This is a genomic window from Pimelobacter simplex, assembly GCF_900114845.1.
In the GTDB taxonomy this organism is placed as follows: Bacteria; Actinomycetota; Actinomycetes; order Propionibacteriales; family Nocardioidaceae; genus Nocardioides; species Nocardioides simplex.
On record NZ_FOUK01000004.1, the window covers coordinates 24,685 to 50,958 of the forward strand.

Here is a 26,274-nt window from a genome sequence, read left to right on the forward strand (position 1 = left end):
CCTGGCACGAAGTTTTTCGGCGGAGGGGGATCCGGGCTCGGCCCGCCGGGTCAGGCGAGGCGCTCGGTGAGGTGGATCTCGACGCTGTCGCCGGCCTGCTTGCCGGAGTCGACGCGCAGCGCGTTCGCCACGGGCAGCTTGTGGGTGCCGTCGCCGAGCGCCATGAACGACGTCTCGAAGGGCGCGCCGTCGACGGTCCCGCGGACCTTGACCCGGCCCCGCGTCCCGAACCGCTCGACGGAGCCGGGCCAGATGACGTAGGTCCAGCCGCCCTTGGCCTCGCTCTGGCGCAGGGTCTCGGTGAAGGTGATGTCGAGCGGACCGACGCCGCTCGGCTGCGATGAGGTGCTCATGGACCTACCGACCCCTGCACCGGACCCGATTCATCGGCGCCGGCGGCAGCGGCGCCGGCCCCCCGCGGTCAGCACCCCTCCGGCCACGAGCAGGAGGAGCCCGAGCGGCACCAGGGCGCGCGGCACGGGCGACCCGGCCGCCGGCAGCCCGGGCACCGGGGGCTGCGGCGCCGGCGTGAGGTCGACGCGCGAGCGCGGGCTGCGCACCGGGCCGTCGGGACCGGTCGCGACCGCCACCGCGACGTTGCGCAGCCGGCCGGACCGCACGTCGTCCGCGGTGGTCCGGTAGGTCGCCGTGCAGACGACGCGGGCCCCGGGGGCCAGGCCGCCGCTCAGGTCGGGGCACCGGACCGCGCCGAGCGGGCCGGAGCCGGAGAAGCGGACCTCCCGGACCCGGGCGCCGTGCAGCGTCACGTTGCCGGTGTTGGTCAGCTCGAAGGTGTAGGTCACCTGGTCGCCGGCGCGGAACCGCTGGCGATCACTCCGCTTGACCAGGTCGAGGCCGGGGTCGGCCGCGACCGGGATGCTCACCGTGGCGGGCGGTGAGGTGACCGGCGGGCCGGCGCCGGGCGGCGTCCCCGTGGCGGTGGCCGTGTTGGTGAGGCCGCCGGCGTCGACGTCGGCCTGGGTCGCGACGTAGGTCGCCGTGCAGGTCATCGCGTCGCCGGGGGCCAGCGTGGCGGCCGGGCACGCGATCGCGGACATCGCGCCGCTGCCGGAGAACGCCGTCTCGGCGACGCTCACCTCGCGGAGCCGCACGGTGCCGGTGTTGGTCACGACGAAGGAGTAGGTGACGGTCTCGCCGGCCCGCAGCGTGCTCCGGTCGGCCTTCTTGACGAGGGCGATCGCGGCTGCGGGCTCCTCGGTCAGCGTCACCGACGACGGCGGCGAGGTCACCGGCTCACCGGCCGGTGTCGACCCGGTGGCCGTCGCGGAGTTCTCGACGGCGCCGGCGTCGACGTCGTCCTGGGTCACCTCGTAGGTCGCCACGCAGGTGATCCGCGCGCCGGGCGCCAGGTCGCCGTCGGGGCAGGTGATCGCCGACAGGTCGCCGGACCCGGTGAACGTCTGCTCGTCGATCGCGACGTCGTGCAGGGTCACGTTGCCCGTGTTGGTGACGGCGAACGAGTAGGTCACCGTCCGGCCGGCGCGCAGCCCGGTGGGCTCGGCGGACTTCACGAGGCTGAGGGACGGCGCCGGCGGCGCGGTCACCGTGGCCGAGTCGGGCGGCGAGGTGACCGGCTCGGCGTCGTCGCCGGGCGGCGTGCCGGACGCGGTCGCCGTGTTGGTGATCGAGCCGGCGTCGACGTCGTCCTGGGTCACCTCGTACGTCGCGGTGCACGTCGTCCGCTCTCCCGGCGCCAGCCGCGTCTCGGGGCACCTGATCGCGGACAGCGCACCGGTCCCGCTGAACTCGCCCTCGGCGATCGCCACGTCGTGCAGCGTCACGTTGCCGGTGTTGGTCACGACGAACGAGTAGGTCACCGTCTCGCCCGCCCGCGCGACCGTCGCCGGCGACGCGGACTTGTCGAGGGTCAGCGACGGCGCGGGCTCGGCCGGCAGCTGCGCGCTCGACGGGTCCGAGGTGACCGGCGGCCCGGACGGCGGCGTCCCCTCGGCCGTCGCGGTGTTGTCGAGGGTGCCGGCATCGACGTCCTCCTGGGTCACCGTGTACGACGCCGTGCAGGTCTCCTGCTCCCCCGGCGCGAGCACGGGCTCCGGGCACGAGATCGCCGACATCTCGCCGGTCCCCGAGAACGAGCCCTCCGACACAGCGATCGCGCGCAGCGTCAGGTTGCCGGTGTTGGTCACGACGAACGAGTAGGTCACCGTCTCGCCCGCCCGGGTCAGCCGCAGCGGCGCGGCCGACTTGACCAGCGAGATCGCCGGCGCGGGCTCGGCCGTCACCTCGGCGTCCGACGGCGGCGAGGTGACCGGCTCGGTGCCGTCGCCGGGCGGCGTGCCGGACGCGGTCGCCGTGTTGGTGATCGAGCCGGCGTCGACGTCGTCCTGGGTCACCTCGTACGTCGCCGTGCACGTCGTCCGCTCTCCCGGCACGAGCCGCGTCTCGGGGCACCTGATCGCGGACAGCGCACCGGTCCCGCTGAACGCGCCCTCGGCGATCGCCACGTCGTGCAGCGTGACGTTGCCGGTGTTGGTCACCACGAACGAGTAGGTCACCGTCTCGCCGGCCTGAGCGATCGTCGCCGGCGAGGCCGACTTGTCCAGGGACACGGACGGCTCCGGATCGGCCGGCACCTGCGCGCTCGACGGGTCGGACGCGACCGGTGAGCCGGAGGGGGGCGTACCGGACGCGGTCGCGGTGTTGGTCAGCGTGCCGCGGTCGACGTCGTCCTGGGTCACCGTGTAGGTCGCCGCGCACGTCGTCTGCGCACCCGCCGCGAGGCTGTCGTCAGGGCACGAGACGGCCGACAGGGTGCCGGTCCCGTCGAAGGCGTCCTCGGACACCGCGAGGTCGTGCAGGGTCACCGTCCCGGTGTTGGTGACGACGAACGAGTACGTGATGGTCTCGCCGGCGACCAGGTCCTCGGTCGTCGTGGACTTCACCAGGTCGATGCTCGGCGTCTGGTCGGCGGTGACCTCGGCGTCGGCCGGCGGCGAGGTCACCGGCTGGGCGTCGTCGCCGGGCGGCGTGCCGGACGCGGTCGCGGTGTTGGTGATCGAGCCGGCGTCGACGTCGTCCTGGGTGACCTCGTACGTCGCCGTGCACGTCACCGCGCCTCCCGGCGCGAGCGGACCGCCCGGGCACTCGATCGCCGACATCGCCCCCGAGCCCGAGAACGAGCCCTCGGTGACGCCGACCGACGTCAGCGTCACGTTGCCGGTGTTGGTGACCAGGAACGAGTAGGTCACCACGTCGCCGGAGACCACGTCCGAGACCGGGTCGGCGGACTTGGCGAGGGTCAGCGCGGGCGCGGCCTCCGCGGTCAGCTCGGCCGAGGACGGGTCGGACCGGACGGGCTCGGCGCCGTCGCCGGGCGGAGTCCCGTGCGCGGTCGCAGTGTTGGTCACCGAGCCCGCATCGACATCGGCCTGGGTCACCTCGTAGGTCGCCGTGCAGGTCACCGAGTCGCCCGGCGCCAACGACCCGGACGGGCACTCGATCGCGGACATCGCGCCCGAACCCGTGAACGACCCTTCACTGATCCCGACGGACGACAGCGTCACGTTGCCGTCGTTGGTCACCTCGAACGAGTAGGTCACCATCTCGCCGGCCACGAGCCTGTCGGTGCTCGCCGACTTCACCAAGGAGACCGCGGGCTCGGCGTCGGCGGTCAGCTCGGCCGAGGACGGCGCCGACCGGACCGGCCCCGCGTCCTCGCCCGGCGGAGTCCCGTGCGCGGTCGCGGTGTTGCGCACCGCGCCCGCATCGACATCGGCCTGGGTCACCTCGTAGGTCGCCGTGCAGGTCACCGAGTCGCCGGGCGCCAACGCACCTGGCGGGCAGTCGATCGCGGACATCGCGCCCGAACCCGTGAACGCCCCCTCACTGATCCCCACCGACGACAGCGTCACGTTGCCGTCATTGGTCACCTCGAACGAGTAGGTCACCATCTCGCCGGCCACGAGCCTGTCGGTGCTCGCCGACTTCACCAAGGAGACCGCGGGCTCGGCCTCGGCGGTCAGCTCGGCCGAGGACGGCGCCGACCGGACCGGCTCCGCGCCCTCACCCGGCGGAGTCCCGTGCGCGGTCGCGGTGTTGCGCACCGAGCCCGCATCGACATCGGCTTGCGTCACCTCGTAGGTCGCCGTGCACGTCACCGACGCACCCGGCGCCAACAACCCGGACGGGCACTCGATCGCCGACATCGCCCCCGAACCCGTGAACGACCCCTCGGCGATCCCGACCGACGACAGCGTCACGTTGCCGTCATTGGTCACCCGGAACGAGTAGGTCACCGTCTCGCCGGCCACGAGCCTGTCGGTGCTCGCCGACTTCACCAGGGAGATCGCCGGAGCCGCCTCGAAGGGCGCCTTCGACGAGTCCGGCACGGACCACACCGGGTCACCTCCGGAGGGCGGGACGCCGCCCGCGGACGCGGTGTTGTCGATGGTGCCCGCGTCGACGTCGTCCTGGGTCACCTCGTAGGTGGCGCTGCAGGTCACCTGGTCGCCCGGCGGGAGCGCGGCCCGCAGGTCGTCCGGGGTGCAGGTGGCGGCGGGCATCGTGCCCGTCCCGGTGAAGGCGTCCTCGCGGATCCGGATGTCGGTCATCGTCACGTTGCCGGTGTTGGTCACCACGAAGGTGTAGGTGATCTGCTGCCCGGCCTCGAGCGGGCCGGTCGCGTCGTTGCTCTTCACCAGCGACAGGGCCGGATCCTGGTCGGCGGGGATCGACAGGCTGGCCCGGTCGGAGAGCACGCGCTCCCCCTGCGGCGGCAGACCCGAGGCGTCGGCGGTGTTGTCGAGACCGCCCTGGTCGACGTCGGCCTGGACGACCACGTAGTCGGCCCAGCACCGGATCGTCGCGCCGGGCGCGAGCACCTGGGTGTCGGAGGCGCGGCACAGGATCTCGAGCTCGTCGCCGTTGCCGGTGAAGTCCTGCCCGTCGAGCACGAGGATGTCGCGCAGCGTGACGTCGCCGGAGTTGGTGACGTCGAAGAAGTAGCGGATCGTCTCGCCGGCGACGACCTCGTCCTTGTCGGCCGACTTCTCGATCGCGATCGCCGGCCGCTGGTCGGCGGGCACTGACGCGTCGGCGGGACCGGACGTGACGTCGTCGCCCGTGGTCGTCCTTCCCCCGGCGGTGGCGGTGTTGTCGACCGAGCCGCGGTCGACGTCGGCCTGGGTCACCTCGTACGTCGCCGTGCAGTCGACGCTCTCGTCGGGCGCCAGCGAGGCGGCCGCCGCGCCGCAGGTGATCGCCGACAGGTCGCCGCTGCCGGTGAACGACCCCTCGGTGACGGTGACGTCGTCGATCGTCACGTTGCCGGTGTTGGTCACCGTGAAGGTGTAGGTGATCGTGTCCCCAAGCTCGTACGACGCCCGGTCGGCCGTCTTGACCAGGGTCAGCTCCGGCTGCCCGCGACCCGGGATCTCGAGCGCCGACGGGGTGGAGGTCAGCGACGAGCCGTCGGGCTGGGTCGCGGTCGCGACCGCGGTGTTGGAGATGCCGCCGGCGTCGACGTCGGCCTGGGTGGGCGTGTAGGTCGCCGTGCACGTCGTCGTCGCGTCGGGCGCGAGCGCCCCCTCAGGACAGGAGATCGCGCTGATCTCGCCCGTCCCGCTGAAGTCCCACTCGTCGATGGCGACATTGCCGAGCGTCACGTTGCCGGTGTTCGTCACGTCGAACGAGTAGGTCACCTGCTGGCCCACGACGATCTCGTCACGGTCGGCCCGCTTGACCAGCGAGATGCCGGGGGCCGGGGTGCCCGGCAGGCGCTTGGACGCCTCGTTGGACCGGGTCGGCCGGCGGTCCGGGTCGTCGTCGCCGGCGACGTGGGCCGAGGCGACGGCGGTGTTGGTGATCTCGCCCTGGTCGACGTCGGCCTGGGTGACCCGGTAGTCGGCCCAGCACAGCACCGAGCGGGTGGGGTAGAACGGCTCGTCGCGCTCCTGGCACGTGATGGCCGACAGCTGCCCGCTGCCGTCGAAGCTCAGCTCGTCGATGGTCGGCGTCTCCATCGTGACGTTGCCGGTGTTGGTGACCCGGAAGTAGTAGCGGATCGTCTCGCCGGCGACGAGATCGCGAGCGGGGCTGTCCTTGACCAGGGTGAGGGCGGGCCGCGGGTCGCCCGGCGTGCGGACCGTGTCGGTCTCGGTCAGCTCCTGCCCGTCGGGCGTCGTCGCCCGGGCCTGAGCGGTGTTGGTGAGCGCCTGGTTGTCGACGTCGTCCTGGGTGACGGTGTAGGTCGCCCGGCAGGTCATGTCGGTGTAGGCGGCCAGCGTGGTGCGTGGGCACTCGGGGACCGGCGGGTCGCCCGTGCCGGTGAACGACATCTCGTCGACGCGGATGTCGGAGAGCGTGACGTTGCCGTCGTTGTAGACCCGGAAGCGGTAGACGATCACCTGGCCGGCCCGGTCGATGGTGTTGGTGTCGGCGTACTTCTCGAAGCGCAGCGCGGGCTGCTGGTCGGCGGGGACGGACGCGGAGTCGGGGTCGGACGTCACGGCGGCCCCGGCGGGCGGCGTCCCGCTCGCGGTGGCGGTGTTGGTCAGCGAGCCCTGGTCGACGTCGGGCCCGGTGGCGGTGTAGGTCGCCGTGCACGTCATCGAGGCCCCTACGGCGAGGGTGGTCCGCGGGCAGGAGACCTCGGAGATCGACCCGGCGCCGTCGAACGCGGTCTCGTCGACGCGAACGTCGCTGAGCGGCACCTGCCCGGTGTTGGTGACCACGAACTTGTAGTGGACCGTGCCGTTCCACAGGTACGACGACTCGTCGACCGACTTGTCGAGCGTGATCGCCGGCAGCAGCACCTCGGTGCAGACCGCGCCCTGCTGGCCGCAGGCCGGGGAGGCCGGCGGGTCGTCGCCGTCGTAGGGGCCGTCGGCCGGGAACGCGGTGTTGGCGACCCTGCTGTCACCGCCCTTCTTGAGCACCACGTCGTAGTCGATGACGACGTCCTGGTCGACCGGCAGCGGCCCCTCCCAGACCAGCCGGCTGCCCTCGAGCCGCGGCGGGTCGACCGGGACGCCGTTGACCCGCGCGCGCAGCGAGCCCCCGACCAGGTCGGCGTCGTCGAGCACGCCGGACAGGTCGTCGACCACCACCGCGGGCTTGTCGGCGGTGTAGTTGCCGGTGCCGGTGTTGGTGCCGGTGACCGTGTAGCCGACGGTGTCGCCCACCCGCGAGGCGCCGGTGCCGGTGCTCGTCTTGGCGAGGGTCAGCTCGGGCCTCGTGAAGAACTCGACCTTGGCGGTGCCCGGCGGGTTGAGGCCGCTGGTGGTGAGGTTGTCGGGGCCGTTCTCGAACACGATCGGCGTCGGGTCGGCGGGCCCCGGGCGCTTCGAGGTGACCTGGACGGTGATCGTGCAGGAGCGCTCCCCCTCGGCGAGCGTGCCGTCGGCGACCGTGATCGTGCTCGACCCGGGGGTCGCGGTCGTGGTGGCGCGGCAGGTGCCGCCGATGCCGGCGGGGTCGGCGACCAGCAGGCCGTCGGGGAGCGCGTCGGTGAACGCCCAGCCCGCCTTCTCGGCCAGCTCGGAGGTGTTGGTGACGGTGAAGGTCAGCGTCGACGTCCCGCCGACGGGGACCGAGCCGGGCGAGAACGCCTTGTCGAGCTGGGGAGTCGCGTCGAAGAGCCGGAGCTCGTCCCAGCCGAAGTCGTTGCCCTGGCTCGAGCCGACCTGGTTGCGCATCCGCAGCGCGAGCTGGCTGACCTGGTCGGTGTCGATGAGCGCGGAGCTGTCGGAGTAGTAGCGCCCGGCCGCCACGTAGTTGCCGCCGTTGCCCCATCCCCCGAGCGGCGGCGACGTGTAGTAGCGGACGTTGCTGTCGCGGCAGGCCCGGATCGGGTCGCTGTTGACCGGGATCTCCTGGGTGCCCGCCAGGAGGACGAAGTCGAGCCGCGAGTTGTTCGCGCCGTTGAGGTAGGTGCAGGAGACCTCGGCCACGTTGACCGACGTGGTGTAGAACCGCTTGCCGTTGGGGGTGAGCCGGAACGGGGAGCTCTGCGCGACGATCTGGTTGTCGGCGCCGTTGACGTTGCCGGTCCAGGCGGTGACCGCGTGGTTGCGCTGGGTCGCCGCGGTCGAGCCGTTGACCGGGGTCGCCGTGCTGGTGCTGCCGACCACCCCTGCCTCGACCTGGCCGAGGACGTCGGCGATCCGGCGCACGTTGGGCTGGGCGGAGTTGCCGGTCGTGCAGAAGCCGCTCGGGAAGGTCGTGCTCGCGTACTGCAGGATGACGCCGTTGCACTGCCCCTGGTCGGTCCAGAAGGCGGCGCCCGTGTAGGTCTGCCCTTGGGCGCCGGTGTAGCCGGGCAGCCGGCTGGCGGTGGCGCCGACGCCGTTCTCGAAGTCCTCGTGGAAGACCTGGACCGGCGCCGCGGGCACCCCCGGGTTGCCGGGCGCGGCCGCCGCGAGCACGGACGACGCCGGTGCCATCGCGAGCGGCGCGGCGGTCCCGCTGGCGGCGAGGCCCGCCAGGAGCGCGAGGACGACCGCGCCGTGCCAGCCCGTGCGTCGCCGGTGACGCCTGCTGCGGAACCCCATGGCCGCATTGTCGAGAGCATCCGCCTGCGGGGCGCGCCGCGACGAGGTTCTGTGCGCAAATCGGCGATTTCCCGACGCAGTCCGGCGATTCTGCATCGCCGGGCCGAGGTCCGTAGCCTTGTCCGGTGAGTCTCCGCGGGTTGCTGGCCGACACCCGGCCGTTGCAGAACCCGCACTTCCGGCGGCTGTGGACGGCGAACATCATCACCGTCGTCGGTGCCCAGCTGACCGTGGTCGCCGTCCCGGCGCAGATCTACGCCGAGACCGGGTCGTCGGCGTACGTCGGCCTGACCGGGATCTTCGGCCTGGTCCCCCTTGTCGTGTTCGGCCTGTGGGGCGGCGCGCTCGCCGACCACTTCGACCGGCGCACGCTCCTGCTCGTCACCACGACCGGCCTGATCGGGACCGCTGCGCTGTTCTGGGTGCAGGCGGCGCTCGGGTCGGGGAACGTGTGGCTGCTGCTGAGCCTGTTCGCCGTCCAGCAGGCGTTCTTCGCGATCAACCAGCCCACCCGGGCGGCGGTCCTGCCCCGGCTGCTCGACGCCGACGTCCTGCCCGCCGCGAACTCGCTCAACATGACCGTCATGCAGGCCGGCGCCATCGGCGGCCCCCTCATCGCCGGCGTGCTCATCCCCTTCACCGGCTTCGCCTGGCTCTACCTCGCGGACGCCCTGTGCCTGCTCGCCACCCTCTGGGCCGTGCTCCGGCTGCCGCCGCTGCCGATCGAGGGCGTCACGACCGGCACTCCCGGCCTGCGCTCGGTGATCGAGGGCATCACCTACCTCCGCACCCAGCCGGTGCTGATGATGTCGTTCGTCGTCGACATCATCGCGATGCTCTTCGGCATGCCCCGGGCGCTGTTCCCCCAGGTCGCCCACGAGAGCTTCCTCGGCCCGGACGAGGGTGGCCTGGCGTTCGCGCTGCTGTTCGCCGGCATCCCCCTCGGCGCGGTGCTCGGCGGCGTCTTCTCCGGGTGGGTCTCGCGGGTGAGCGGGCAGGGCCGAGCCGTCATCTGGTGCATCATCGTCTGGGGCCTGGCGATGGTCGGCTTCGGCCTCGCGGTCCTCGGCGCCGACGCACTGCCCGGGTCGGTGCACGTGTGGCTCGTGGTCGCCGTCCTGATGCTCGTCATCGGCGGCGCTGCCGACATGGCCTCGGCCGCCTTCCGCACCTCGATGCTCCAGACCGCCGCCGCCGACGAGGTGCGCGGCCGGCTCCAGGGGATCTTCATCGTCGTCGTCGCCGGTGGCCCCCGCCTCGCCGACGTCGCCCACGGCGCCTCCGCCGCCATGGTCGGCACGGCCGCCGCGGCGGCCGGCGGCGGCGTGCTCGTCGTCGTGCTGACGGTCGTGGCGGCGCTGCTGGTGCCGTCGTTCGTGCGCTACCGGATCACCACCGCCGCGCCCGCGCCGCGGACCTGAGCCTCAGCGCAGGCTCGACTCCATCACCACGCACAGCTCACGCACGCACTCGTCGAGCGACTCGCCCGTCTCGTTGCGGAGCAGACCGAGGCTGAGCTCCGCCACGAGCAGTGCCCCGCCGGCGAGCTCGTGCTCGTCGGCGAAGGTCTGCAGCAGGTCCCTCGCGCCGGCCGCGTCGCCGCGGCCGCGGGCCGCGATGACGCCGGCCACCCGCTGGGCCGCCTCGACGACGGGCGCGAGCTCGGCCCGCCGTACCTGGTCGGTCATGCGATCAGGCCCGGGGTCTGCGAGAGCGCGGCGTCGAACCGGCGCTGGACGTCGGCCCAGTTGACGATATTCCACCACTGCTGCACGAAGGTGGCCTTGTCGTTCTTGTACTGCAGGTAGTACGTGTGCTCCCACATGTCGAGCATGAGCAGCGGGACCATGCAGACCGGGACGTTCCCCTGGTGGTCGAAGTGCTGGATGATGTACGGCCGCTGCCCCAGGACGTCCCACGTCAGCACCGACCACCCGGAGCCCTGGACGCCGAGCGCGTTGGCCTGGAAGTGCGCACGGAACTTGTCGAAGCCGCCGAAGTACTCGTCGATCGCCTGCGCGAGCTCACCGGTCGGCTTGTCACCGCCGTCGGGGGACATGTTCGGCCAGAAGACCGAGTGGTTGACGTGGCCGCCGAGGTGGAACGCGAGGTTCTTCTCCAGCGTCGAGAGGCTGCCGAAGGACTCCTGCTCGCGGGCCTCGGCGAGCTGCTCGACGGCGGTGTTGATGCCCGTGACGTAGGCGTTGTGGTGCTTGCTGTGGTGCAGCTCCATGATCTCGCCGGAGAGGTACGGCTCGAGCGCGGAGTAGTCGTAGGGGAGGTCGGGGAGGGCGTAGGCGGACATGTTGCCAATTTGTCGCTATTGCGAATGAATTGCAAATAGCGCCGGACGACGCCTCGCACTGCCGGGGCGGGCGAGCCGGCGGTGTTCAGGTGGGTGTCAGGCTCCCGGCACCACCCTGACGTCATGTTCGACCTCATCGACGGTCTCCCCGTCCACCCGCTCGTGGTCCACGCGGTCGTGGTGCTGCTGCCCCTCGCGGTGCTCGGCACCCTGGCGATCGCCGTGCGGCCCGCCTGGCGAGCCAGGTACGGCCACCTCGTCGTGGCCGCCGGACTCGTCGCGACGGTGCTCCTGCCGGTCGCCACGTCCAGCGGCGAGGCGCTCGAGCGCCACGTCGGCGATCCCGGCGCGCACGCCGCACTGGGCGAGCAGCTGATCTGGTTCGCGATCCCGCTCCTGGCCCTCGCGACGGCACTGACCTGGTCGGGACGCCGGGCCGCCGCCGGCGTGCAGGTCTACCGCGTCGGCGACTCCGGCGCGCGGGCGGCGTGGGGCGACCAGGTGACATCGAGCACGACCGCTCCCTGAGCCCGTGCCGGTGCGGGATGCTGGACGGGTGCCGCTGCTCGACTCCGACCTCCCCCTCGTCGCCGCGCCGATGGCCGGGGGCGCGTCCACGCCCGCTCTCGCCGCCGCGGTGGGCGCGGCGGGCGGCTTCGCCTTCTGGCCGGCCGGCTACCTGACCGCGGAGGCGTTCGCCGCCGACCTCGCCACGGCCCAGGCCGGCGCCGCGGCCACCGGGCGGTCGTTCGGGGTGAACCTGTTCGTGCCGCAGGAGGGGGCGATCGAGCCGGCCGCGTTCACGGCGTACGCGGCGGCGATCCGGGCCGAGGCCGAGGCGCTCGGCGTCGTGCTGCCCGACGAGCCCCGCCACGACGACGACGCCTGGCGGGCCAAGGTCGACCTGCTGCTCGCCACGCCGGTCCCGGTCGTGTCGCTGACGTTCGGGCTCCCCGGCCGTGCGGACATCGCGGCACTGCGGCGCGCGGGGACCCAGGTGCTCGCCACGGTCACGACGGCCGGCGAGGCGCGCGCGGCCGAGGAGGCCGGCGTCGACGGGCTCGTCGTCCAGGGACCGGGCGCGGGCGGGCACAGCGGGACCTTCGACCCGCGCCGGCCGATCGCCGACGGCCCCACGGCCGACGTCGTCCGCGCCGTGCGGGGCGTGTCGGCGCTGCCGCTGGTCGCCGGGGGCGGCGTCGACGGGAGCGCCGCCGTCCGGGCGCTGCTCGACGCCGGCGCCGAGGCGGTCGCCGTGGGGACGCTGCTGCTGCGCGCGACCGAGGCCGGCACCTCCGCCACGCACCGCGCGGCGCTCGCCGACCCGGCGTACGCGCGGACGACGGTGACGCACTCCTTCACCGGGCGTCCCGCGCGGGCCCTGGCCAACGGGTTCGTCGCGCGCCACCACAGCGAGGCGCCGCACGGGTACCCGGAGCTGCACCACCTGACCCGGGACCTGCGCCGCGCGGCAGCCCGCGCCGGCGACCCGGAACGCCTGCACCTGTGGGCCGGGACGGGCTACCGGGCCGCGCGCGAGGCGCCCGCCGCGACGATCGTCAGCGAGCTCGCCGCGGGGCTCTGACCACGACGTCCTCCTCGGGGACGTCGTGCCCGCCCGCGCACCGCACGACGGCGCGGACGCTCTCGCCGCAGCCGGCGTGACTCAGCTCGGGTCGCGCGGCCGTCGGCGCCGGCGTGTGCCGGTTGCCCCAGTCGAGGAAGGCGACCACGATCGGCAGGAGGTCGTGGCCGGCCTCGGTGAGGACGTAGCGCTGCCGGGTGCGCTGGCCCGGCTCGCGGTAGGCCTCCTTGGCGAGGACCCCCGCCTCGACCAGCTGGCGCAGCCGCTGGGCCGCGACCGCCTCGGTGACGCCCACGCGCTGGACGAGGTCGTCGAACCGGCTCGCGCCGTAGAAGGCCTCGCGCACCAGGAGCATCGCGGTCCGGGTGCCGACGACGTCGAGCGACCGGGAGATCGGGCAGTGGTCGCCGAGGGGGGCCTCGCGGGTGGCGAGGTGGCCTTCGAGCTGGAACGGCATGGTGCACATCATACCGGGCTGACTTTTCAAATCCATAGTCAGACCTCTACGGTCCTGACTATGGCAAACAGAAGTCAGCGAGGACCCCTGGTCCTCCTCGTCCTCACCGGCGCCGTCTGGCTCGCGGGGATCGACATGTTCATCGTCAACGTCGCCCTCGACGACATCGGCCGCGACCTCGGCGAGCCCGACCTCGGCGCGCTCAGCTGGATCCTCAACGGCTACGCCGTCACCTTCGCCGCCCTCCTCGTCCCCCTCGGCCGGGTCGCGGACCGGCGCGGCCGCAAGAACGTCTTCGTCATCGGGATGGCGCTCTTCACCGCGGCCAGCCTCGGCGCCGGCCTCGCCCCCGACGTCTGGACGCTCGTCGGCTCCCGCGTCGTCCAGGCCGTCGGCGCCGCCGCGATGATGCCGGCCAGCCTCGGCCTCCTCGTCGCCGCCGCGCCCCCGGAGAAGCGCGCGGCCGTCGCCCGGCTCTGGGCCCTCGTCGGCGCCGTATCGGCCGCCGTCGGACCGTCGGTCGGCGGCGTCCTCGTGCAGCTCTCGTGGGAGTGGGCCTTCTGGATCAACGTCCCTGCCGGCCTCCTGCTCATCGCGCTCGCCGTCCGCTACGTGCCGGACCTCGCCGGCCCGGCGGCCGCGGGCAGCCCGGACGGCGCACCCGCGCCGCGCCCCGACGTCCTCGGCGCGGTGCTCCTCGCCACCTCCGTCGGCGCCCTCGTGCTCGCCCTTGTCCAGGCCGACAGCTGGGGCTGGACCTCGGCGCGCGTCGGCACCGCCCTGGCCGTCGCCGTCGTGGCCGCGGGCGGCGTCCGCCTCGTCGCCGCCCGGCACCCCGCGCCCGTCGTGGACCCGCACCTGTTCCGCAACCGGCGGTTCACGCTCGCCAACCTCAGCACCATCGTCTTCAACATGGGCTTCGCGATGGCCCTGCTCGCCGGGATCCTCTGGATGCAGCGCGCCTGGGGCTACTCGCCGCTGCGCACCGGCCTCGCCCTGACGCCCGGCCCGCTCGCCGTCGCCGTCGTCGGCATCACCGCCGGACGCCTCTTCCCGCGTGCCCGCCTCGGCCACCTCATCGCCGCCGGATCGGCGATCTTCGCTGCCGGCGCGGTCTGGCAGGCGCTCGTGCTCAGCACCGAGCCGTCGTACGTCACCGGCTACCTGCTGCCCTGGATCACCATCGGCATCGCCGTCGGCCTCGTCATGCCCAACGTCACCGCCGCCGCGATCGCGGACCTGCCCGTGGCCGACGCCTCGACCGGATCCGGGATCGTCACCATGGCCCGCCAGGTCGCGCTCGCCCTCGGCGTGAGCGTGCTCGTCAGCCTGCTCGGGACGTCGTCCGGGACGCTGCCCGGGCGCGCCGAGTTCGAGACGGTCTGGTGGTGGACCGCGGGGATCGCGGCCGTCGCGGTCGTGGTCGCGCTGGCGATGGAGGGACGGGGTGGGGTCAGCCCAGCAGCACCCCCTTCACGTACGCCGCCTGCCCGGCGTGCTGCGAGCAGTCGTTGACCACGCTGACCAGCCGCACCCCCAGGGTGACCGGCGGGTCCCACCGGGTGTCGACGACCCGGTCGAGGTCGTCGGCCCCGAGCGTGGCCACGTAGGCCAGCGAGGCGGCGTGGGTCGCCCGGTAGTAGTCGAGCAGCAGGCCGGCCGGCGCCCGGACCAGCCCGACCTGCTCGCTCGTGTGGCCGTAGCCGTGGTCGCGGACGTCGAGCGGGAGCGCGAAGCGCTCGGCGTACCCCTGCGCGGTGTAGACCTGCTCGATGCCGGCCACGTCGGCCACGTGGTCGTCCTGGACCCGGGTCAGGTGCCAGACCAGCCACGCGATGGGGTTCGCGCCCGGCGCGGGACGCTGCGTCAGGACGTCGTCGTCGAGGCCGTCGAGCACCGCCTCGACGGAGTCGAGGACACGGGCGAGGCTGTCGGTCAGGAGGTCGGCGGGAGTCATGGGAAGGACGCTACGCCGGCCGAGCGGCGAACTGGACCGCTGAAACTCACGCTTGACCGACGGAACTTCATCGGTCAAGCGTGAGTTTCGCCGGTCGACCGGCGAAACTGGCGCGCGTCCCGACCTGTCAGCTGATGAGCTCGTCCAGCCGGTTGTAGACGTCGGCCGACCCGGTCAGCACCCGGCTCTCGCGGCCGTCGACGGACACCGGCACCGGTCCCTGCACCGTGATCCGGCGGACCTCGCGGAGCTGGGTGTCGAAGTCGGCGACGGCGTAGTGCTGGGTGGCGCGGTTGTCCCAGATGGCGACGTCGCCGGCGGCCCAGGTCCAGCGGACGGTGTTCTCGAGCTTGGTCACCCGGTCCTGCAGGAGGTTGTAGAGCGCGGCGGACTCCTTGGCGTTGAAGCCGACGAAGTTCTTGACGAAGTGCCCGAGCAGGAGGGAGCGCTCACCGGTCTCGGGGTGGACGCGGACCACGGGGTGCTCGGTCTGGTAGACGGTCGAGGCGAACTCGGAGCGGCTGAACTGCGTGTTGGCCTCGCCCTCCTCGGAGTAGTGGTTGGCGTAGTCGTAGTCGTTGGTGTGGATCGCCCAGAGGTCGTCGACGAGAGCCTTGAGCTGCGGCGGCAGGGTCTCGTACGCCGTCACGGTGTTGGCCCACACGGTGCTGCCGCCGTACTCGGGGATGGTGACGCCGCGCAGCACCGAGAAGGCGGGGATCCGGTCGACGAAGGTGACGTCGGTGTGCCAGGAGTTGGCCGCCATCCCCTTGGTCGCCTTGAGCGCGAGGACGCGCGCGCTGCCCGTGTTGACGGTCGGGTGGGCGGTGGTGAGCGGACCGAGGAGCTCGCCGAACGCGATCTGCGCGTCGTCGTCGAGGTGGTCCTGGCCGCGGAAGAAGACGACCTTGTGCTCGAGCAGCGCCGTCCGGATGCCGGCCACGGTCTCGGGGGCGAGGTCTCCGCCGAGGCGGACACCGTCGATGCGCGCGCCGATCCGGCTGCCCAGCTTGCTGACGGTGAGCTGGGCGGGAGCGGCGGTCGTCCGGTCGAGGCTGATGGTCATGGCGTGGCGGTCCTTCGTCGTCGGGGGTGGGGAACGAGGGTCCACGGTGAGGTCGGAAGGCCCACCCCACAAGGGTTCCGCTCACCGTGATCCGAACCCGACCGGATCGCGGGACGAATCCACGGGGTGAGCCGGAACGTGATCTACAGTTTGTCGAGTCACTTGATAGACAATTGCTTTCAGTCGCACCCGCCACGGACCCGGAAGGAGGCCGGCGTGCCCCGTTCGCCGATCATCACCGTGTCCCGCGGCCGGTTCAGCCCGACCGCCGCGCAGGTGCTGGAGCACGTCCGCTCCGCCGGCCGCGCGCACCGCGACGAGATCGCCGCGGCCTGCGGGCTGAGCATCGCCACGGTCGGCCGGACCGCCGCGCAGCTGGCCGAGCTCGGTCTCCTCCGCGAGCGCCCCGACCTCGCCCGTCCCGGTCTCACCGGCCGGCCCGGCGTCCCCGTCGAGATCGACCCGGACCACTACGTCACGCTCGGCTTCCACGTGGGACGCCGGATCGCGACGGTCGCCCTCGGCGACCTGACCGGGCGGGTCCTCGCCTCCCGCACCGTACGACGCCCGCTCGGCGCGGACCCCGACCTCGAGCAGCTGAGCCGGGTCGGCGCCGCGCTGCTCGGCACCCTGCCCGGCCGGATCCCCCTGGCCGCGGGCCTGGTCGCGCCCTGGCGCGAGATCGGCCTGGTGCCGACCGAGCGCGAGCACGAGCTGCGCGACCTGACCGGCCTCCCGGTGCGGACCGGCGACCACATCTCGGCGGTCGCCGCCTCGGAGTTCCTGCACCGCCGGCACGGCATCGGCGGGATGACGCTCTACGTCTACGCCCGCGACACCTTCGGCTGGTCGGTCGCGGTCGACCGCGGCGTGCAGACCGACGTCACCCGCGCGGCCAGCCTCACCCACTTCCCCACCGGTTCGCGGATCCCGTGCTCGTGCGGCCGCACCGGGTGCCTCGCGGCGTCGGTGCCGTCGCTGTCCCCCGCCGACCGGGCGCGGACGCTCGGCGCGGTCGCCGGCTCGGTGCGCGACATGCTCTCGCCGGACCGCGTCGTCCTCGTCGGGCAGGCGTTCACCGGCGACCCCGAGCAGCTCGACGCCGTCGTGGGCTCCTACGACGAGCACACCGCGCTCGACCACGCGGTCCCCGTCTCGTTCACCCGCTTCGGTGAGGACATCCAGGCGATCAGCGCCTGCACCGTCGCGCTGGGCCCGGTGCTCGACGACCCGCAGGGGTGCGTCGACGCCGCCGGGGCGTGTCGTCGCCGACGCGGCGCCTGAACGTCCCTTCTCCCCTCCCCCCTTCCCGGACCCGTCTCCCGTCCCCGAAAGGAACACCCGTGTCCACACCTGTCCCCGCGCCCCCGCGCCGCCGCCTGATCCGCCTGGCCGGCGCGCTCGTCGTCCTGCTCACCCTGGTGACGGCGACCGCCTGCTCGTCGGCCGTCGACGACCTGAAGACCAGCTCGGGAGAGCGCAAGGAGGGAGGCGTCCTGCGGGTCGGGGCGCTCCAGGACATCGTCCCCGCGCGGATCTTCACGAACTCCAGCGACTCCATCAACGTGCTGATCGGCAGCGTCTACGACTCGCTGATCGACTACCCGCGCGACAGCCTCGAGCCGCAGCCGTCGCTCGCCACGACGTGGCAGCTCTCCGACGACGGCAAGCAGCTCACCCTGCAGCTGCGCGACGACGTGAAGTTCCACTCCGGCCGGCCGTTCACGAGCAAGGACGTCGAGTTCAGCATCAAGACCTGGGCCGACCCCGCGTGGACCGTGCAGCTGCAGCGCACCGCCGCGGCGATCACCGGCTTCGACACGTCCGACGAGCACGCGATCACGCTGACGTTCGCGCACCCGTTGAGCAACATCTTCGACCTGCTCGACATGCTGCCGATCATCGACCGCGACACGATCGACCAGCTCCGCGAGGGCAAGGCGTTCGTGGGCACGGGCCCGTTCGAGTTCGACGCCTGGAGCCCGGGCGCGAAGATCTCGTTCAAGCGCAATGACGCCTACTGGCGCGGGAAGCCGGCGCTCGACGGCATCGAGGTCAGCGTCATCCCGGACCCGCAGGCGCAGGTCGCGCAGCTTCGCTCGCACCAGCTCGACCTCATCCTCGGGGCGTCGTACCGCGACTTCGAGAGCCTCGGCAAGGACGACCAGTTCCACGTCAACCAGTGGGCCGGCGCCGAGGGCCAGGTGTACGTCGGGACGAACGTCACCAACCCCGCACTCTCCGACATCCGGGTCCGCCAGGCGATCGCGTACGCCCTCGACCGCGAGCGAGTCGTCGACGAGGTCCTCCGCGGGGCCGGCGTCCCGATCAGCGCGCCGTGGCCGGACTACTCGCCGGCGTACGACGAGAAGGCGAACGCCACCTACGACTACGACCTCGACCAGGCGAAGAAGCTCGTCGACGAGGCGAAGGCCGACGGCGTCGCGATCCCGAAGCTGCCGCTCACCTATCCCTCGGAGAACCCCATCTACGGGGCGATCGCGCAGATCGTGCAGGCCGACCTGGCCAAGGTCGGCATCGAGGTCGAGCTCGACCCGCAGGAGCAGGCGCAGGTGATCCAGCAGCTCATCGGCGCGAAATTCCCGGCACTCTGGATCCTCAGCCACGGCTACGCGAACTGGACGCCGTCGACGCTCGCCGTGTCGGCGTACCCCTTCAACGCGGAGCACAACGCCTCGCTCTACGTCGACAAGGACTACCAGGCGATCGCCGACAAGGTCTGGAACCAGAAGCCCGGTGCGGTCGACCCGGCCGACTACGCGACGTTGAGCAAGGCGCTGCTCGACGGCTCGTTCCTGCTGGAGATCGCGATCACGCTGCCGCAGGACGCCAGCAGCACGCAGGTCCACGACATCGGCCAGACCAAGCGCGGCGAGCCGATCTTCTACGACACCTACCTCACGAAGTGAGCGAGCCGTCATGACCCGCTACCTCCTCAGCCGGCTGGGCTCCGCCCTGCTGGTGACGGCGCTCGCGTCGATCGGGATCTTCGCCCTGATCCGGCTGGTGCCCGGCGACCCGGTCACGGTGCTCGCCGGACCGGACGCCACCCCCGCTGCGCGCGACGCCATCCGCGCGCAGCTGGGGCTGGACCAGCCGTTCTGGAGCCAGTACGTGCACTGGCTGGGTGATCTCGCGCGGTTCGACCTCGGTCCGTCGTACAAGCTGGGCGGGGACGTCGGCAGCCTCATCGCCGACGGTGCGCTCAACACCGTGGTGCTGACGCTGTTCGCTCTCGTCCTCGCCGCCGTCGGCGCGATCGTCACGAGCACCGCGGCGGTCGTCGGGGACAGGCGCTGGCTCAACTCGCTGCTGTCGGGGCTCAACACCGCGGCCGTGGCCGTGCCCACGTTCGCGACGGCCCTCGTGCTGGTGCTGGTGTTCGCGGTGCGCTTCCCGGTCCTGCCTGCCGGGGGGACGCCGCCCGCCGGGTTCTTCGCCCAGCCCGACATCGCGTTGCAGTACCTCCTGCTGCCGGGCATCGCGCTTGCGCTGCCCGCCTGGGCCGCGCTGACGCGGTTCCTCACCGAGGCGCTGCGCACCCAGATGCGGCAGCCGTACGTGACGACCGCGCGAGCGCTCGGCATCCCGCGGCGCCGGATCGTGCTCACCCAGGCACTGCGCAACGCGCTTCCCTCCACGGTGACCGTGCTGGGTCTGCAGCTCGGAACCCTGCTGGGCGGGGCGATCCTGGTCGAGGCGGTCTTCGCCTGGCCCGGTCTCGGACGTCTCGTGGAGCAGGGGATCTCGGCCCGCGACTACCCCGTGGTGCAGGTCCTGCTGCTGCTCTCGGTCGTCGTCTTCGTCGTCACGCAGCTCGCCACCGACGTCATCCACGCGTGGCTCGACCCGCGCGTCCGGCTGAACGGAGTCTCCTGATGACCCTCGACGTCTCCCTGGAGGAGCCGCTCAGCCCGGTCCCCGTCGGGCCGGTCCCCGGCGACCTCGCCCCCGAGCGGCGGGACAGCCTGCTGCACGCGCTGCGCCACGGGCGCGGCCTGGTGGGGGTCGTGCTCGTCGCGACCGTGGTCGTGCTCGGCGTGCTCGGACCGCTGGTCGCGCCGTACGGGCCGACGGAGCAGATCAAGGGCGCGAACCTGCTGGGCCCCGGTGCCGGGCACTGGCTCGGCACCGACGAGCTCAACCGGGACATCCTGTCCCGCACGCTCTACGGCATCCGGGTCGACCTCGTCGTCGTCTTCGCGGCCGTGCCGGTCGGCGCCGCGGCCGGCGTCTTCCTCGGCCTCGTCACGAGCTGGTGGACGGTGACCGACGTGATCGCGCAGCGCGCGTTCGACCTGCTGCTCGCGTTCCCCGCGCTGATCCTGGGCATCCTGCTCACCGCCTTCCTCGGCCCGGGCGTGCTGACCGTCGGCGTCGTCATCGTGGCGCTGGAGATCCCGGTCTTCGGGCGGCTCGTGCGCACGTCGGTGCGGACCGTCCGCGAGATGCCGTTCGTCGAGGCCTCCCAGGTCGTCGGCGCCGGCCCCTGGTGGGTGCTGCGCCGGCACGTGCTGCCGAACTCGCTCGAGCCGCTGACCGTCCAGCTCGCCGTGTCGATGTCGGTGGCGGTGTTCATCGAGGGCGCGATGAGCTTCCTCGGTCTCGGCGTCCGCCCACCGCACCCCTCGCTCGGCTCCCTGATCAAGGACGGCGTGCGGCTGCTGCACGAGGCGCCCTTCTTCGCCGTCGGCCCGCTCGCCGTCGTGGTGGCGCTGGTCCTCGGCCTCCTGCTCATCTCCCAGTCCCTCGCGGAGGCCCGCCGTGCCTGAGTCCCCCGTGCTCGCGATCGAGCACCTCGCCATCTCGTTCGCCCAGCCACGACCCGCCGTCGAGGACGTCTCGGTCGTCCTCGAACGCGGCGAGATCCTCGCCCTGGTGGGCGAGTCCGGCTCCGGGAAGTCCATGACCGCACGCGCGGTGCTCGGTCTGCTGCCGCCGGGAGCCCGGGCGACCGGGTCGATCCGGTACGACGACCGGGAGCTCCTCGGGCTCGACGAGCGAGCGCTCGACCAGGTCCGCGGTGCCCGGATCGCGATGGTGTTCCAGGAGCCGCAGACCGCGCTCAACCCCGTGCGGACCATCGGCTGGCAGCTGCGCGAGGCCCTGCGCGCGCACGGCCTCCGCTCGCGGAAGGCCGCACGGGAGCGGGCGATCGAGCTGCTCCGCGCCGTCGAGATCCCCGAGCCCGAGCGGCGGCTCGACTCCTACCCGCACCAGCTCTCGGGCGGCCAGAAGCAGCGTGTCGTCCTCGCGCTCGCCCTCGCGAACGAACCGGAGGTGCTGCTCGCCGACGAGCCCACGACCGCGCTCGACGTCACCGTGCAGGCCGAGATCCTCCGCCTGCTCGACCGCATCCGCGAGCGGACCGGCACCGCGATCGTGCTCATCACCCACAACATGGGCGTGGTCGCCGAGATCGCCGACAGGGTCGTCGTCCTGCAGGCGGGCAAGGTGGTCGAGGAGGGCGAGACCCGGGCGCTGTTCGCGCACCCGCGCGAGCCGTACACCAAGACGCTGCTCGCCTCGGTGCTGCGCCTGCCCGAGCCCGCCGACGTCCTGCCGGTCGTCGCCGCCCCGGCGGCCGAGACCACGCCGGCGGTCGAGTTCCGCAACGTCCACGTGCGCTACGGATCGCGCCGCCGCGGCCGCGCCTTCCCCGCGATCAGCGACGTCTCGCTGCAGGTCGCCCCGGGCGAGGTGGTCGGCCTGGTTGGCGAGTCCGGGTCGGGCAAGACGACGTTGGGCCGCCTCGCGGCCGGTCTCGTGCCGCTCGCCGAGGGCCAGGTGCTGCTGCGCGGGACCGACGTCCTCGCCGCGCCGCGCGCGGAGCGGCGGAGCCTCCGCCGGGGACTGGCGTTCGTGCACCAGGACCCCGAGGCCTCCCTCGACCCGCGGTTCACCGTCGGCGCGAGCATCCGCGAACCGCTCGACATCCACCAGGTGGGTACGCCGGAAGAGCGCGACGCCCGGGTGGCCGAGCTCCTCGACGCCGTCCAGCTCCCCGCCTCGTACGCCGGACGCCGCCCCCGGGAGCTCTCCGGCGGCCAGCGGCAGCGGGTCGCGCTGGCCCGGGCGCTCGCGCTGGAGCCGACGCTCCTCGTGGCCGACGAGCCGACCAGCGCGCTCGACGTGTCGGTGCAGGCCCGCGTGCTGGAGCTGTTCCGCGACCTCCAGGAGCGGCTCGGCTTCGCGTGCCTCTTCATCAGCCACGACCTCGCCGTCATCCACCAGGTGGCGGACCGCGTGGCGGTGCTGCGTGCCGGGCAGGTGGTCGAGGAGGGGCCCGTCGGTGCGGTGTTCACGCGGCCGCGCGAGGACTACACGCGACGGCTGCTCGACGCCGTCCCGGTGCCCGACCCGAACCGGCGGGGCCGGCGGGTGCGGCGGGTGCGCGAGCTCGCGTCGTGAGCGGCGCCTGCTGCGCGGCCTCGGTCGGCCAGGGCGACCTGCTGACCATCGCGCCGGCCTCCCCCTACCGGCCGCCGGCCGAGCGTCGTACGACGCGCGGTCAGCAGCCGGTCCCCGGCGGGGCGTTCGCGATGGGCGACCCCTTCGGCGACGGCGACCCGGCCGACGGGGAGGGGCCGGTCCACGAGGTGACGCTGGCGCCGTACCTCGTGGACGAGACGACGGTGACCAACGCGCAGTTCGCGCGGTTCGTGCGCGCGACCGGCCACGTCACCGAGGCCGAGCAGCTCGGCGTCTCCGCGGTCTTCCACCTCGCCGTCGAGGCCGCGCGCGGCGACGTCCTGCACCGGCTCGACACGACCCCCTGGTGGCTCGCGGTGAAGGGCGCGGACTGGCGGCATCCGGCCGGACCGCGCTCCTCGATCGGCGACCTCCCGCACCACCCCGTCGTCCACGTGACCTGGTACGACGCACAGGCTTACTGCCGCTGGGCCGGCAAGCGGCTGCTGACCGAGGCGGAGTGGGAGTTCGCCGCACGTGGGGGGCTCTCAGGCCGCCGCTTCCCCTGGGGCGACGAGCTCCACGACGGCGGGGCCTGGCGGCTCAACGTGTGGCAGGGCGAGTTCCCCCTCCGCAACACGCTCGACGACGGGCACCTCACCACGGCGCCGGTGAAGGCGTACCGGCCCAACGGGTACGGGCTCTTCCAGACCGTCGGCAACGTCTGGGAGTGGTGCGCCGACTGGTTCGACCCCACCTACTACGCGGCCTCCCCCACCGACGACCCGCGCGGCCCGGAGCACGGCCACGCGCGCGTGATGCGGGGCGGCTCGTACCTCTGCCACGACTCGTACTGCAACCGCTACCGCGTCGCCGCCCGCAGCGGCAGCACGCCGGACTCGGCGTCGGCCAATGTCGGCTTCCGGTGCGGCAATTCCCTCCCGATCCCCTCATGAACGGAGACATCGTGTCCGACGAGCACCGCCTGAACCTGCCCTTCCACCGCGCCCGCGCGGACTACGACGCGGAGGTCGACGTCCGCGACCAGACCGGCCCCTTGCCCGGCCGGGAGCGGCTCCTGGCCCCCGAGGGCGCGCCGAACGTGCTCGTCGTCCTGCTCGACGACATGGGATTCGGCGCTCCCTCGGTCTTCGGCGGCCCGTGCCGGACGCCGGTCGCCGAGCAGCTCGCCGACGACGGCCTGCGCTACACGCGTTTCCACACCACGGCGCTCTGCTCCCCCACCCGCGCGGCGCTGATGACCGGCCGCAACCACCACGCGGTCGGCGTCGGCACGGTCATGGAGATCTCCACCGGCGCCCCCGGGTACGACGGCCTGCGCCCGCGCGATGCCGGCACGCTGGCCCAGGTCCTGCGCGGCAACGGCTACAGCACCGGGGCCTTCGGCAAATGGCACCAGACGCCACCGTGGGAGCAGACCGCCGCCGGGCCGTTCGACCGCTGGCCGACCGGCGAGGGATTCGACCGCTTCTACGGCTTCCTCGGCGGCGAGGCCAGCCAGTTCGAGCCGACCCTCGTCGACGGCACGACCTTCGTCGACCCGCCCCGCACGGCGGCCGAGGGCTACCACCTGTCCGAGGACCTCGCCGACCGCGCGATCGCGTGGACCGGCGACGTCCGCACGCACGCGCCCGACAAGCCGTGGTTCTGCTACCTCGCGTTCGGCGCGACGCACGCGCCCTTCCAGGTCCCGGAGTCGTGGCGGGACCGCTACCGCGGCGAGTTCGCCCACGGGTGGGACCGGCAGCGCGAGATCACGCTCGAGCGCCAGCGAGCGCTGGGCGTCGTCCCTCCGGACGCGGAGCTGGCGCCGTGGACGCCCGGTGTCCCTCACTGGGACGAGGTCTCCGAGCTCGAGCGGGAGACCGGGCAACGGCTCATGGAGCTCTACGCGGCGTTCGCCGAGCACACCGACGCCCAGGTGGGCCGGGTGGTCGACGCGCTGCGCGAGCGCGGCGAGCTCGACAACACGATCGTGCTCTACATCCTCGGTGACAACGGGGCTTCCGCCGAGGGCGGGCCGGCCGGGACGCTCAACGAGGGCCTGCACTTCAACGGGATCGAGGAGTCGCCCGAGCGGATCGCGCGTTTCCTGGAGGAGCGGCCCGGCGACCTCGGCGGCCCGGACACCTACGCGCACTACCCCGCCGGCTGGGCGGTGGCGATGGACACGCCGTACCAGTGGACGAAGCAGGTCGCCTCCCACTACGGCGGCACCCGCAACGGCCTGGTCGTGCACTGGCCCGCGGGCATCCGCGCGCGCGGCGAGGTGCGCCACCAGTGGCACCACGTGAACGACGTCCTCCCGACGCTGCTCGACGTGGCCGGCGTCCCGGTGCCGGAGACGATCGACGGCGTCCGCCAGGCGCCGCTCGACGGCGTCTCGTTCGCCTACTCGTTCGACCAGCCGGAGGCCGCGGAGCGGCACACCACGCAGTACTTCGAGATGTTCGGCAACCGCGGCATCTACCACGAGGGCTGGACCGCCGTCGCCGCGCACAAGGCGCCCTGGCACCCCGCCTCGGTCGAGACACCGCGGTTCGAGGACGACCGCTGGGAGCTCTACGACACCACCACCGACTGGACCCAGGCGCGCGACCTCGCGGCCGCGGAGCCGGAGCGCCTGGCCGCCCTGCAGGAGCTCTTCCTCGCCGAGGCCCGCCGCAACCACGTGCTCCCGATGGACGACAAGCTCGCGCGCCGCTTCAACGCCTCGGGCAGCGGGCGCCCAGCGCCGCCGTCGTCGATCGTGCTGGGGCCGACGTCGGGACGCCTGCGCGACGACGCCGTGCCGCCGGTGCGCAACGCGTCGCACGTCGTCCGGGCCCGCCTGGCGGGCGGCCCCGGCACGTCGGGCGTGATCGTCGCGCAGGGCGGCTACTTCGGCGGCTGGTCGCTCTACGTCAAGGACGGCATCCTCACCTGGGCCTACAGCTACGCGGCCATCGACTGGACCCACGTCCGCGCCACCTCACCGCTGACCGAGGGCACCCACGACGTCGAGGTCGCCGTCGCCTACGACGGGGGCGGCCTCGGCAGGGGCGCCACGATCACGCTGCGGGTCGACGGCACCGACGCCGGCTCCGGACGCCTGGAGCGCTCGCTGCCCTTCATGTTCTCGATGGACCAGACCCTCGACGTCGGCGTCGACCGCGGCACGCCCGTCACCGACGACTACGGCACCCGCGACGGGTTCCGGTTCACCGGGCGGATCGAGCGGGTGGAGATCGTGTCGGGGGACGACGCGCTGACGCCGTCGTTGGAGGAGCAGGTGAGCTCGGTCCTGGTCACGCAGTGACCGCGAGGCGCTCGACCTGCTGGCCGGTGACGTCCGCGATCAGCTCGAAGTCCTTGTCGAGGTGAAGCACCACGAGCCCCGCCAGCTCGGCCGCCGCGGCGATCAGCAGGTCGGGCACCGAGGGCGCGCGGTGCTGGCCCCGGGCCGCGAGGATCCGCTGGACGTCGAGCGCGCGGCGCTCGACAGCAGGGGTGAGGTACTCGACGGGGAACCACGACACGGGCGGTCCGGTGACCAGCGCCTGCCAGTCGTCGGCGGAGCGCGCCGAGAAGCCCGTCTCGAGCAGCGTCGGGGAGGTGATCCGGACCAGGCCACGGCGACAGCGCTCGAGCCATTCGTCGCGCTCGGCGGCGTGCGCCAGCCGGACGAGGGCCGACTTGTCGACCAGCCAGTGGGTCACGACCAGGCGTCCCGCATCACGTCGTCGTCGCCGAGGTCCTGGGCGAGGTCGGCGAACCGCGCGAAGACGTCGGCGCCCGGTTCGGCGTCGTCGACCCCGCGTGCCGCCTCCTGGACGATCAGCCGGCGGAAGTAGTCGGCCCGCGACAGGCCGAGCCGGCGGGCCTTGTCGTCGATCCGCCGCAGGTCGTCGTCAGACACGTTCCGGATGAGCAGGTCGGTCATC

The 26,274-nt window shown here is 73.0% G+C and carries 20 protein-coding genes; 11 read left to right on the forward strand and 9 right to left on the reverse strand.

Features of this window, described 5'->3' with window-relative positions; genetic code table 11:
• Positions 1 to 50: 50 nt before the first annotated feature.
• Both BM223_RS16910 and BM223_RS16915 read right to left on the reverse strand, forming a co-directional pair.
• Positions 51 to 353, reverse strand: coding sequence for a DUF1905 domain-containing protein (locus tag BM223_RS16910; protein ID WP_052139150.1), 303 nt, complete (start codon positions 351 to 353; stop codon positions 51 to 53).
• Between the two features lie 30 nt (positions 354 to 383).
• A complete protein-coding gene (locus BM223_RS16915; RefSeq protein ID WP_052139151.1) occupies positions 384 to 8,528 on the reverse strand; it encodes a DUF7507 domain-containing protein in 8,145 nt (2,714 codons plus the stop codon).
• A gap of 125 nt (positions 8,529 to 8,653) precedes the next feature.
• Between BM223_RS16915 and BM223_RS16920 the strand changes: the two genes are divergently transcribed.
• Complete coding sequence (locus BM223_RS16920) at positions 8,654 to 9,949, forward strand: MFS transporter (protein WP_038682620.1); 1,296 nt, start codon at positions 8,654 to 8,656, stop codon at positions 9,947 to 9,949.
• A 3-nt stretch (positions 9,950 to 9,952) separates the two neighbouring features.
• Here the strand turns inward: BM223_RS16920 and BM223_RS16925 are convergent, their stop codons facing one another.
• Together BM223_RS16925 and BM223_RS16930 are read right to left on the reverse strand one after the other, a co-directional pair.
• The gene (locus BM223_RS16925) at positions 9,953 to 10,216 is read right to left on the reverse strand and encodes a hypothetical protein (RefSeq protein ID WP_052139152.1); all 264 of its coding nucleotides are present in this window, start codon (positions 10,214 to 10,216) and stop codon (positions 9,953 to 9,955) included.
• Positions 10,213 to 10,833: a superoxide dismutase gene (locus BM223_RS16930; RefSeq protein ID WP_038682623.1), complete on the reverse strand. Its 621-nt coding sequence runs from the start codon at positions 10,831 to 10,833 to the stop codon at positions 10,213 to 10,215. Before BM223_RS16930 ends, BM223_RS16925 begins: the two co-directional genes overlap by 4 nt.
• A gap of 123 nt (positions 10,834 to 10,956) precedes the next feature.
• On the opposite strand from BM223_RS16930, the gene BM223_RS16935 reads away from it, so the two are divergent.
• Both BM223_RS16935 and BM223_RS16940 read left to right on the forward strand, forming a co-directional pair.
• Positions 10,957 to 11,361, forward strand: coding sequence for a DUF2231 domain-containing protein (locus BM223_RS16935; protein WP_038682625.1), 405 nt, complete (start codon positions 10,957 to 10,959; stop codon positions 11,359 to 11,361).
• A 28-nt stretch (positions 11,362 to 11,389) separates the two neighbouring features.
• Complete coding sequence (locus BM223_RS16940; RefSeq protein WP_038682627.1) at positions 11,390 to 12,418, forward strand: nitronate monooxygenase; 1,029 nt, start codon at positions 11,390 to 11,392, stop codon at positions 12,416 to 12,418.
• Here the strand turns inward: BM223_RS16940 and BM223_RS16945 are convergent.
• Entirely contained in the window at positions 12,393 to 12,875 is a 483-nt protein-coding gene (locus tag BM223_RS16945) for a winged helix-turn-helix transcriptional regulator (protein ID WP_038682629.1), read from the reverse strand. The two genes, BM223_RS16940 and BM223_RS16945, sit on opposite strands and share 26 nt — an antisense overlap.
• A gap of 60 nt (positions 12,876 to 12,935) precedes the next feature.
• Here BM223_RS16945 and BM223_RS16950 point away from each other — a divergent pair, with 60 nt between their 5' ends.
• Positions 12,936 to 14,390 (forward strand): MFS transporter, encoded by a 1,455-nt coding sequence (locus BM223_RS16950; RefSeq protein ID WP_075018660.1) that lies wholly within the window; start codon positions 12,936 to 12,938, stop codon positions 14,388 to 14,390.
• Here BM223_RS16950 and BM223_RS16955 read toward each other — a convergent pair.
• A complete protein-coding gene (locus BM223_RS16955; protein WP_038682631.1) occupies positions 14,329 to 14,832 on the reverse strand; it encodes a mycothiol transferase in 504 nt (167 codons plus the stop codon). The two genes, BM223_RS16950 and BM223_RS16955, sit on opposite strands and share 62 nt — an antisense overlap.
• Positions 14,833 to 14,959: 127 nt before the next feature.
• Positions 14,960 to 15,898: a TauD/TfdA dioxygenase family protein gene (locus BM223_RS16960; RefSeq protein ID WP_052139153.1), complete on the reverse strand. Its 939-nt coding sequence runs from the start codon at positions 15,896 to 15,898 to the stop codon at positions 14,960 to 14,962.
• 216 nt (positions 15,899 to 16,114) lie between these two features.
• Here BM223_RS16960 and BM223_RS16965 point away from each other — a divergent pair, with 216 nt between their 5' ends.
• Genes BM223_RS16965 through BM223_RS16995 form a run of 7 tightly spaced genes read left to right on the forward strand, consistent with a single transcriptional unit; the run spans position 16,115 to position 25,649 of the window.
• Positions 16,115 to 17,182 (forward strand): ROK family transcriptional regulator, encoded by a 1,068-nt coding sequence (locus BM223_RS16965; protein ID WP_038682633.1) that lies wholly within the window; start codon positions 16,115 to 16,117, stop codon positions 17,180 to 17,182.
• Between the two features lie 59 nt (positions 17,183 to 17,241).
• Entirely contained in the window at positions 17,242 to 18,828 is a 1,587-nt protein-coding gene (locus BM223_RS16970) for an ABC transporter substrate-binding protein (RefSeq protein ID WP_038682635.1), read from the forward strand.
• 10 nt (positions 18,829 to 18,838) lie between these two features.
• Positions 18,839 to 19,798 carry an ABC transporter permease gene (locus tag BM223_RS16975; RefSeq protein ID WP_038682636.1) on the forward strand — a complete coding sequence of 320 codons (960 nt, stop codon included), beginning with the start codon at positions 18,839 to 18,841 and terminating at the stop codon, positions 19,796 to 19,798.
• The gene (locus BM223_RS16980; protein ID WP_082003852.1) at positions 19,798 to 20,691 is read left to right on the forward strand and encodes an ABC transporter permease; all 894 of its coding nucleotides are present in this window, start codon (positions 19,798 to 19,800) and stop codon (positions 20,689 to 20,691) included. Before BM223_RS16975 ends, BM223_RS16980 begins: the two co-directional genes overlap by 1 nt.
• Positions 20,684 to 22,330, forward strand: coding sequence for a dipeptide ABC transporter ATP-binding protein (locus BM223_RS16985; protein ID WP_038682638.1), 1,647 nt, complete (start codon positions 20,684 to 20,686; stop codon positions 22,328 to 22,330). The genes BM223_RS16980 and BM223_RS16985 overlap by 8 nt, the downstream gene beginning before the upstream one ends.
• Positions 22,331 to 22,371: 41 nt before the next feature.
• A complete protein-coding gene (locus BM223_RS16990; protein WP_275069233.1) occupies positions 22,372 to 23,286 on the forward strand; it encodes a formylglycine-generating enzyme family protein in 915 nt (304 codons plus the stop codon).
• Positions 23,283 to 25,649 (forward strand): arylsulfatase, encoded by a 2,367-nt coding sequence (locus BM223_RS16995; protein WP_082003854.1) that lies wholly within the window; start codon positions 23,283 to 23,285, stop codon positions 25,647 to 25,649. The genes BM223_RS16990 and BM223_RS16995 overlap by 4 nt, the downstream gene beginning before the upstream one ends.
• On the opposite strand, the gene BM223_RS17000 is transcribed toward BM223_RS16995, so the two are convergent.
• Both BM223_RS17000 and vapB read right to left on the reverse strand, forming a co-directional pair.
• On the reverse strand, positions 25,639 to 26,049 hold the full coding sequence (locus tag BM223_RS17000) for a PIN domain-containing protein (protein ID WP_235319080.1): 411 nt from the start codon (positions 26,047 to 26,049) through the stop codon (positions 25,639 to 25,641). The genes BM223_RS16995 and BM223_RS17000 overlap by 11 nt on opposite strands.
• Positions 26,046 to 26,273, reverse strand: coding sequence for a type II toxin-antitoxin system VapB family antitoxin (gene vapB, locus BM223_RS17005; RefSeq protein WP_038682642.1), 228 nt, complete (start codon positions 26,271 to 26,273; stop codon positions 26,046 to 26,048). The genes BM223_RS17000 and vapB overlap by 4 nt, the downstream gene beginning before the upstream one ends.
• Between the last annotated feature and the right edge of the window lies 1 nt (position 26,274).

Coding starts and splice junctions, on each gene's coding strand:
- BM223_RS16950 (WP_075018660.1), top strand. CDS start 12,936: ATGGCAAACAGAAGTCAGCGAGGACCCCTGGTCCTCCTCGTCCTCACC.
- BM223_RS16915 (WP_052139151.1), bottom strand. CDS start 8,528: ATGGGGTTCCGCAGCAGGCGTCACCGGCGACGCACGGGCTGGCACGGC.
- BM223_RS16955 (WP_038682631.1), bottom strand. CDS start 14,832: ATGACTCCCGCCGACCTCCTGACCGACAGCCTCGCCCGTGTCCTCGAC.
- vapB (WP_038682642.1), bottom strand. CDS start 26,273: ATGACCGACCTGCTCATCCGGAACGTGTCTGACGACGACCTGCGGCGG.
- BM223_RS16910 (WP_052139150.1), bottom strand. CDS start 353: ATGAGCACCTCATCGCAGCCGAGCGGCGTCGGTCCGCTCGACATCACC.
- BM223_RS16960 (WP_052139153.1), bottom strand. CDS start 15,898: ATGACCATCAGCCTCGACCGGACGACCGCCGCTCCCGCCCAGCTCACC.
- BM223_RS16980 (WP_082003852.1), top strand. CDS start 19,798: ATGACCCTCGACGTCTCCCTGGAGGAGCCGCTCAGCCCGGTCCCCGTC.
- BM223_RS16935 (WP_038682625.1), top strand. CDS start 10,957: ATGTTCGACCTCATCGACGGTCTCCCCGTCCACCCGCTCGTGGTCCAC.
- BM223_RS16945 (WP_038682629.1), bottom strand. CDS start 12,875: ATGCCGTTCCAGCTCGAAGGCCACCTCGCCACCCGCGAGGCCCCCCTC.
- BM223_RS16975 (WP_038682636.1), top strand. CDS start 18,839: ATGACCCGCTACCTCCTCAGCCGGCTGGGCTCCGCCCTGCTGGTGACG.
- BM223_RS16995 (WP_082003854.1), top strand. CDS start 23,283: ATGAACGGAGACATCGTGTCCGACGAGCACCGCCTGAACCTGCCCTTC.
- BM223_RS16925 (WP_052139152.1), bottom strand. CDS start 10,216: ATGACCGACCAGGTACGGCGGGCCGAGCTCGCGCCCGTCGTCGAGGCG.
- BM223_RS16930 (WP_038682623.1), bottom strand. CDS start 10,833: ATGTCCGCCTACGCCCTCCCCGACCTCCCCTACGACTACTCCGCGCTC.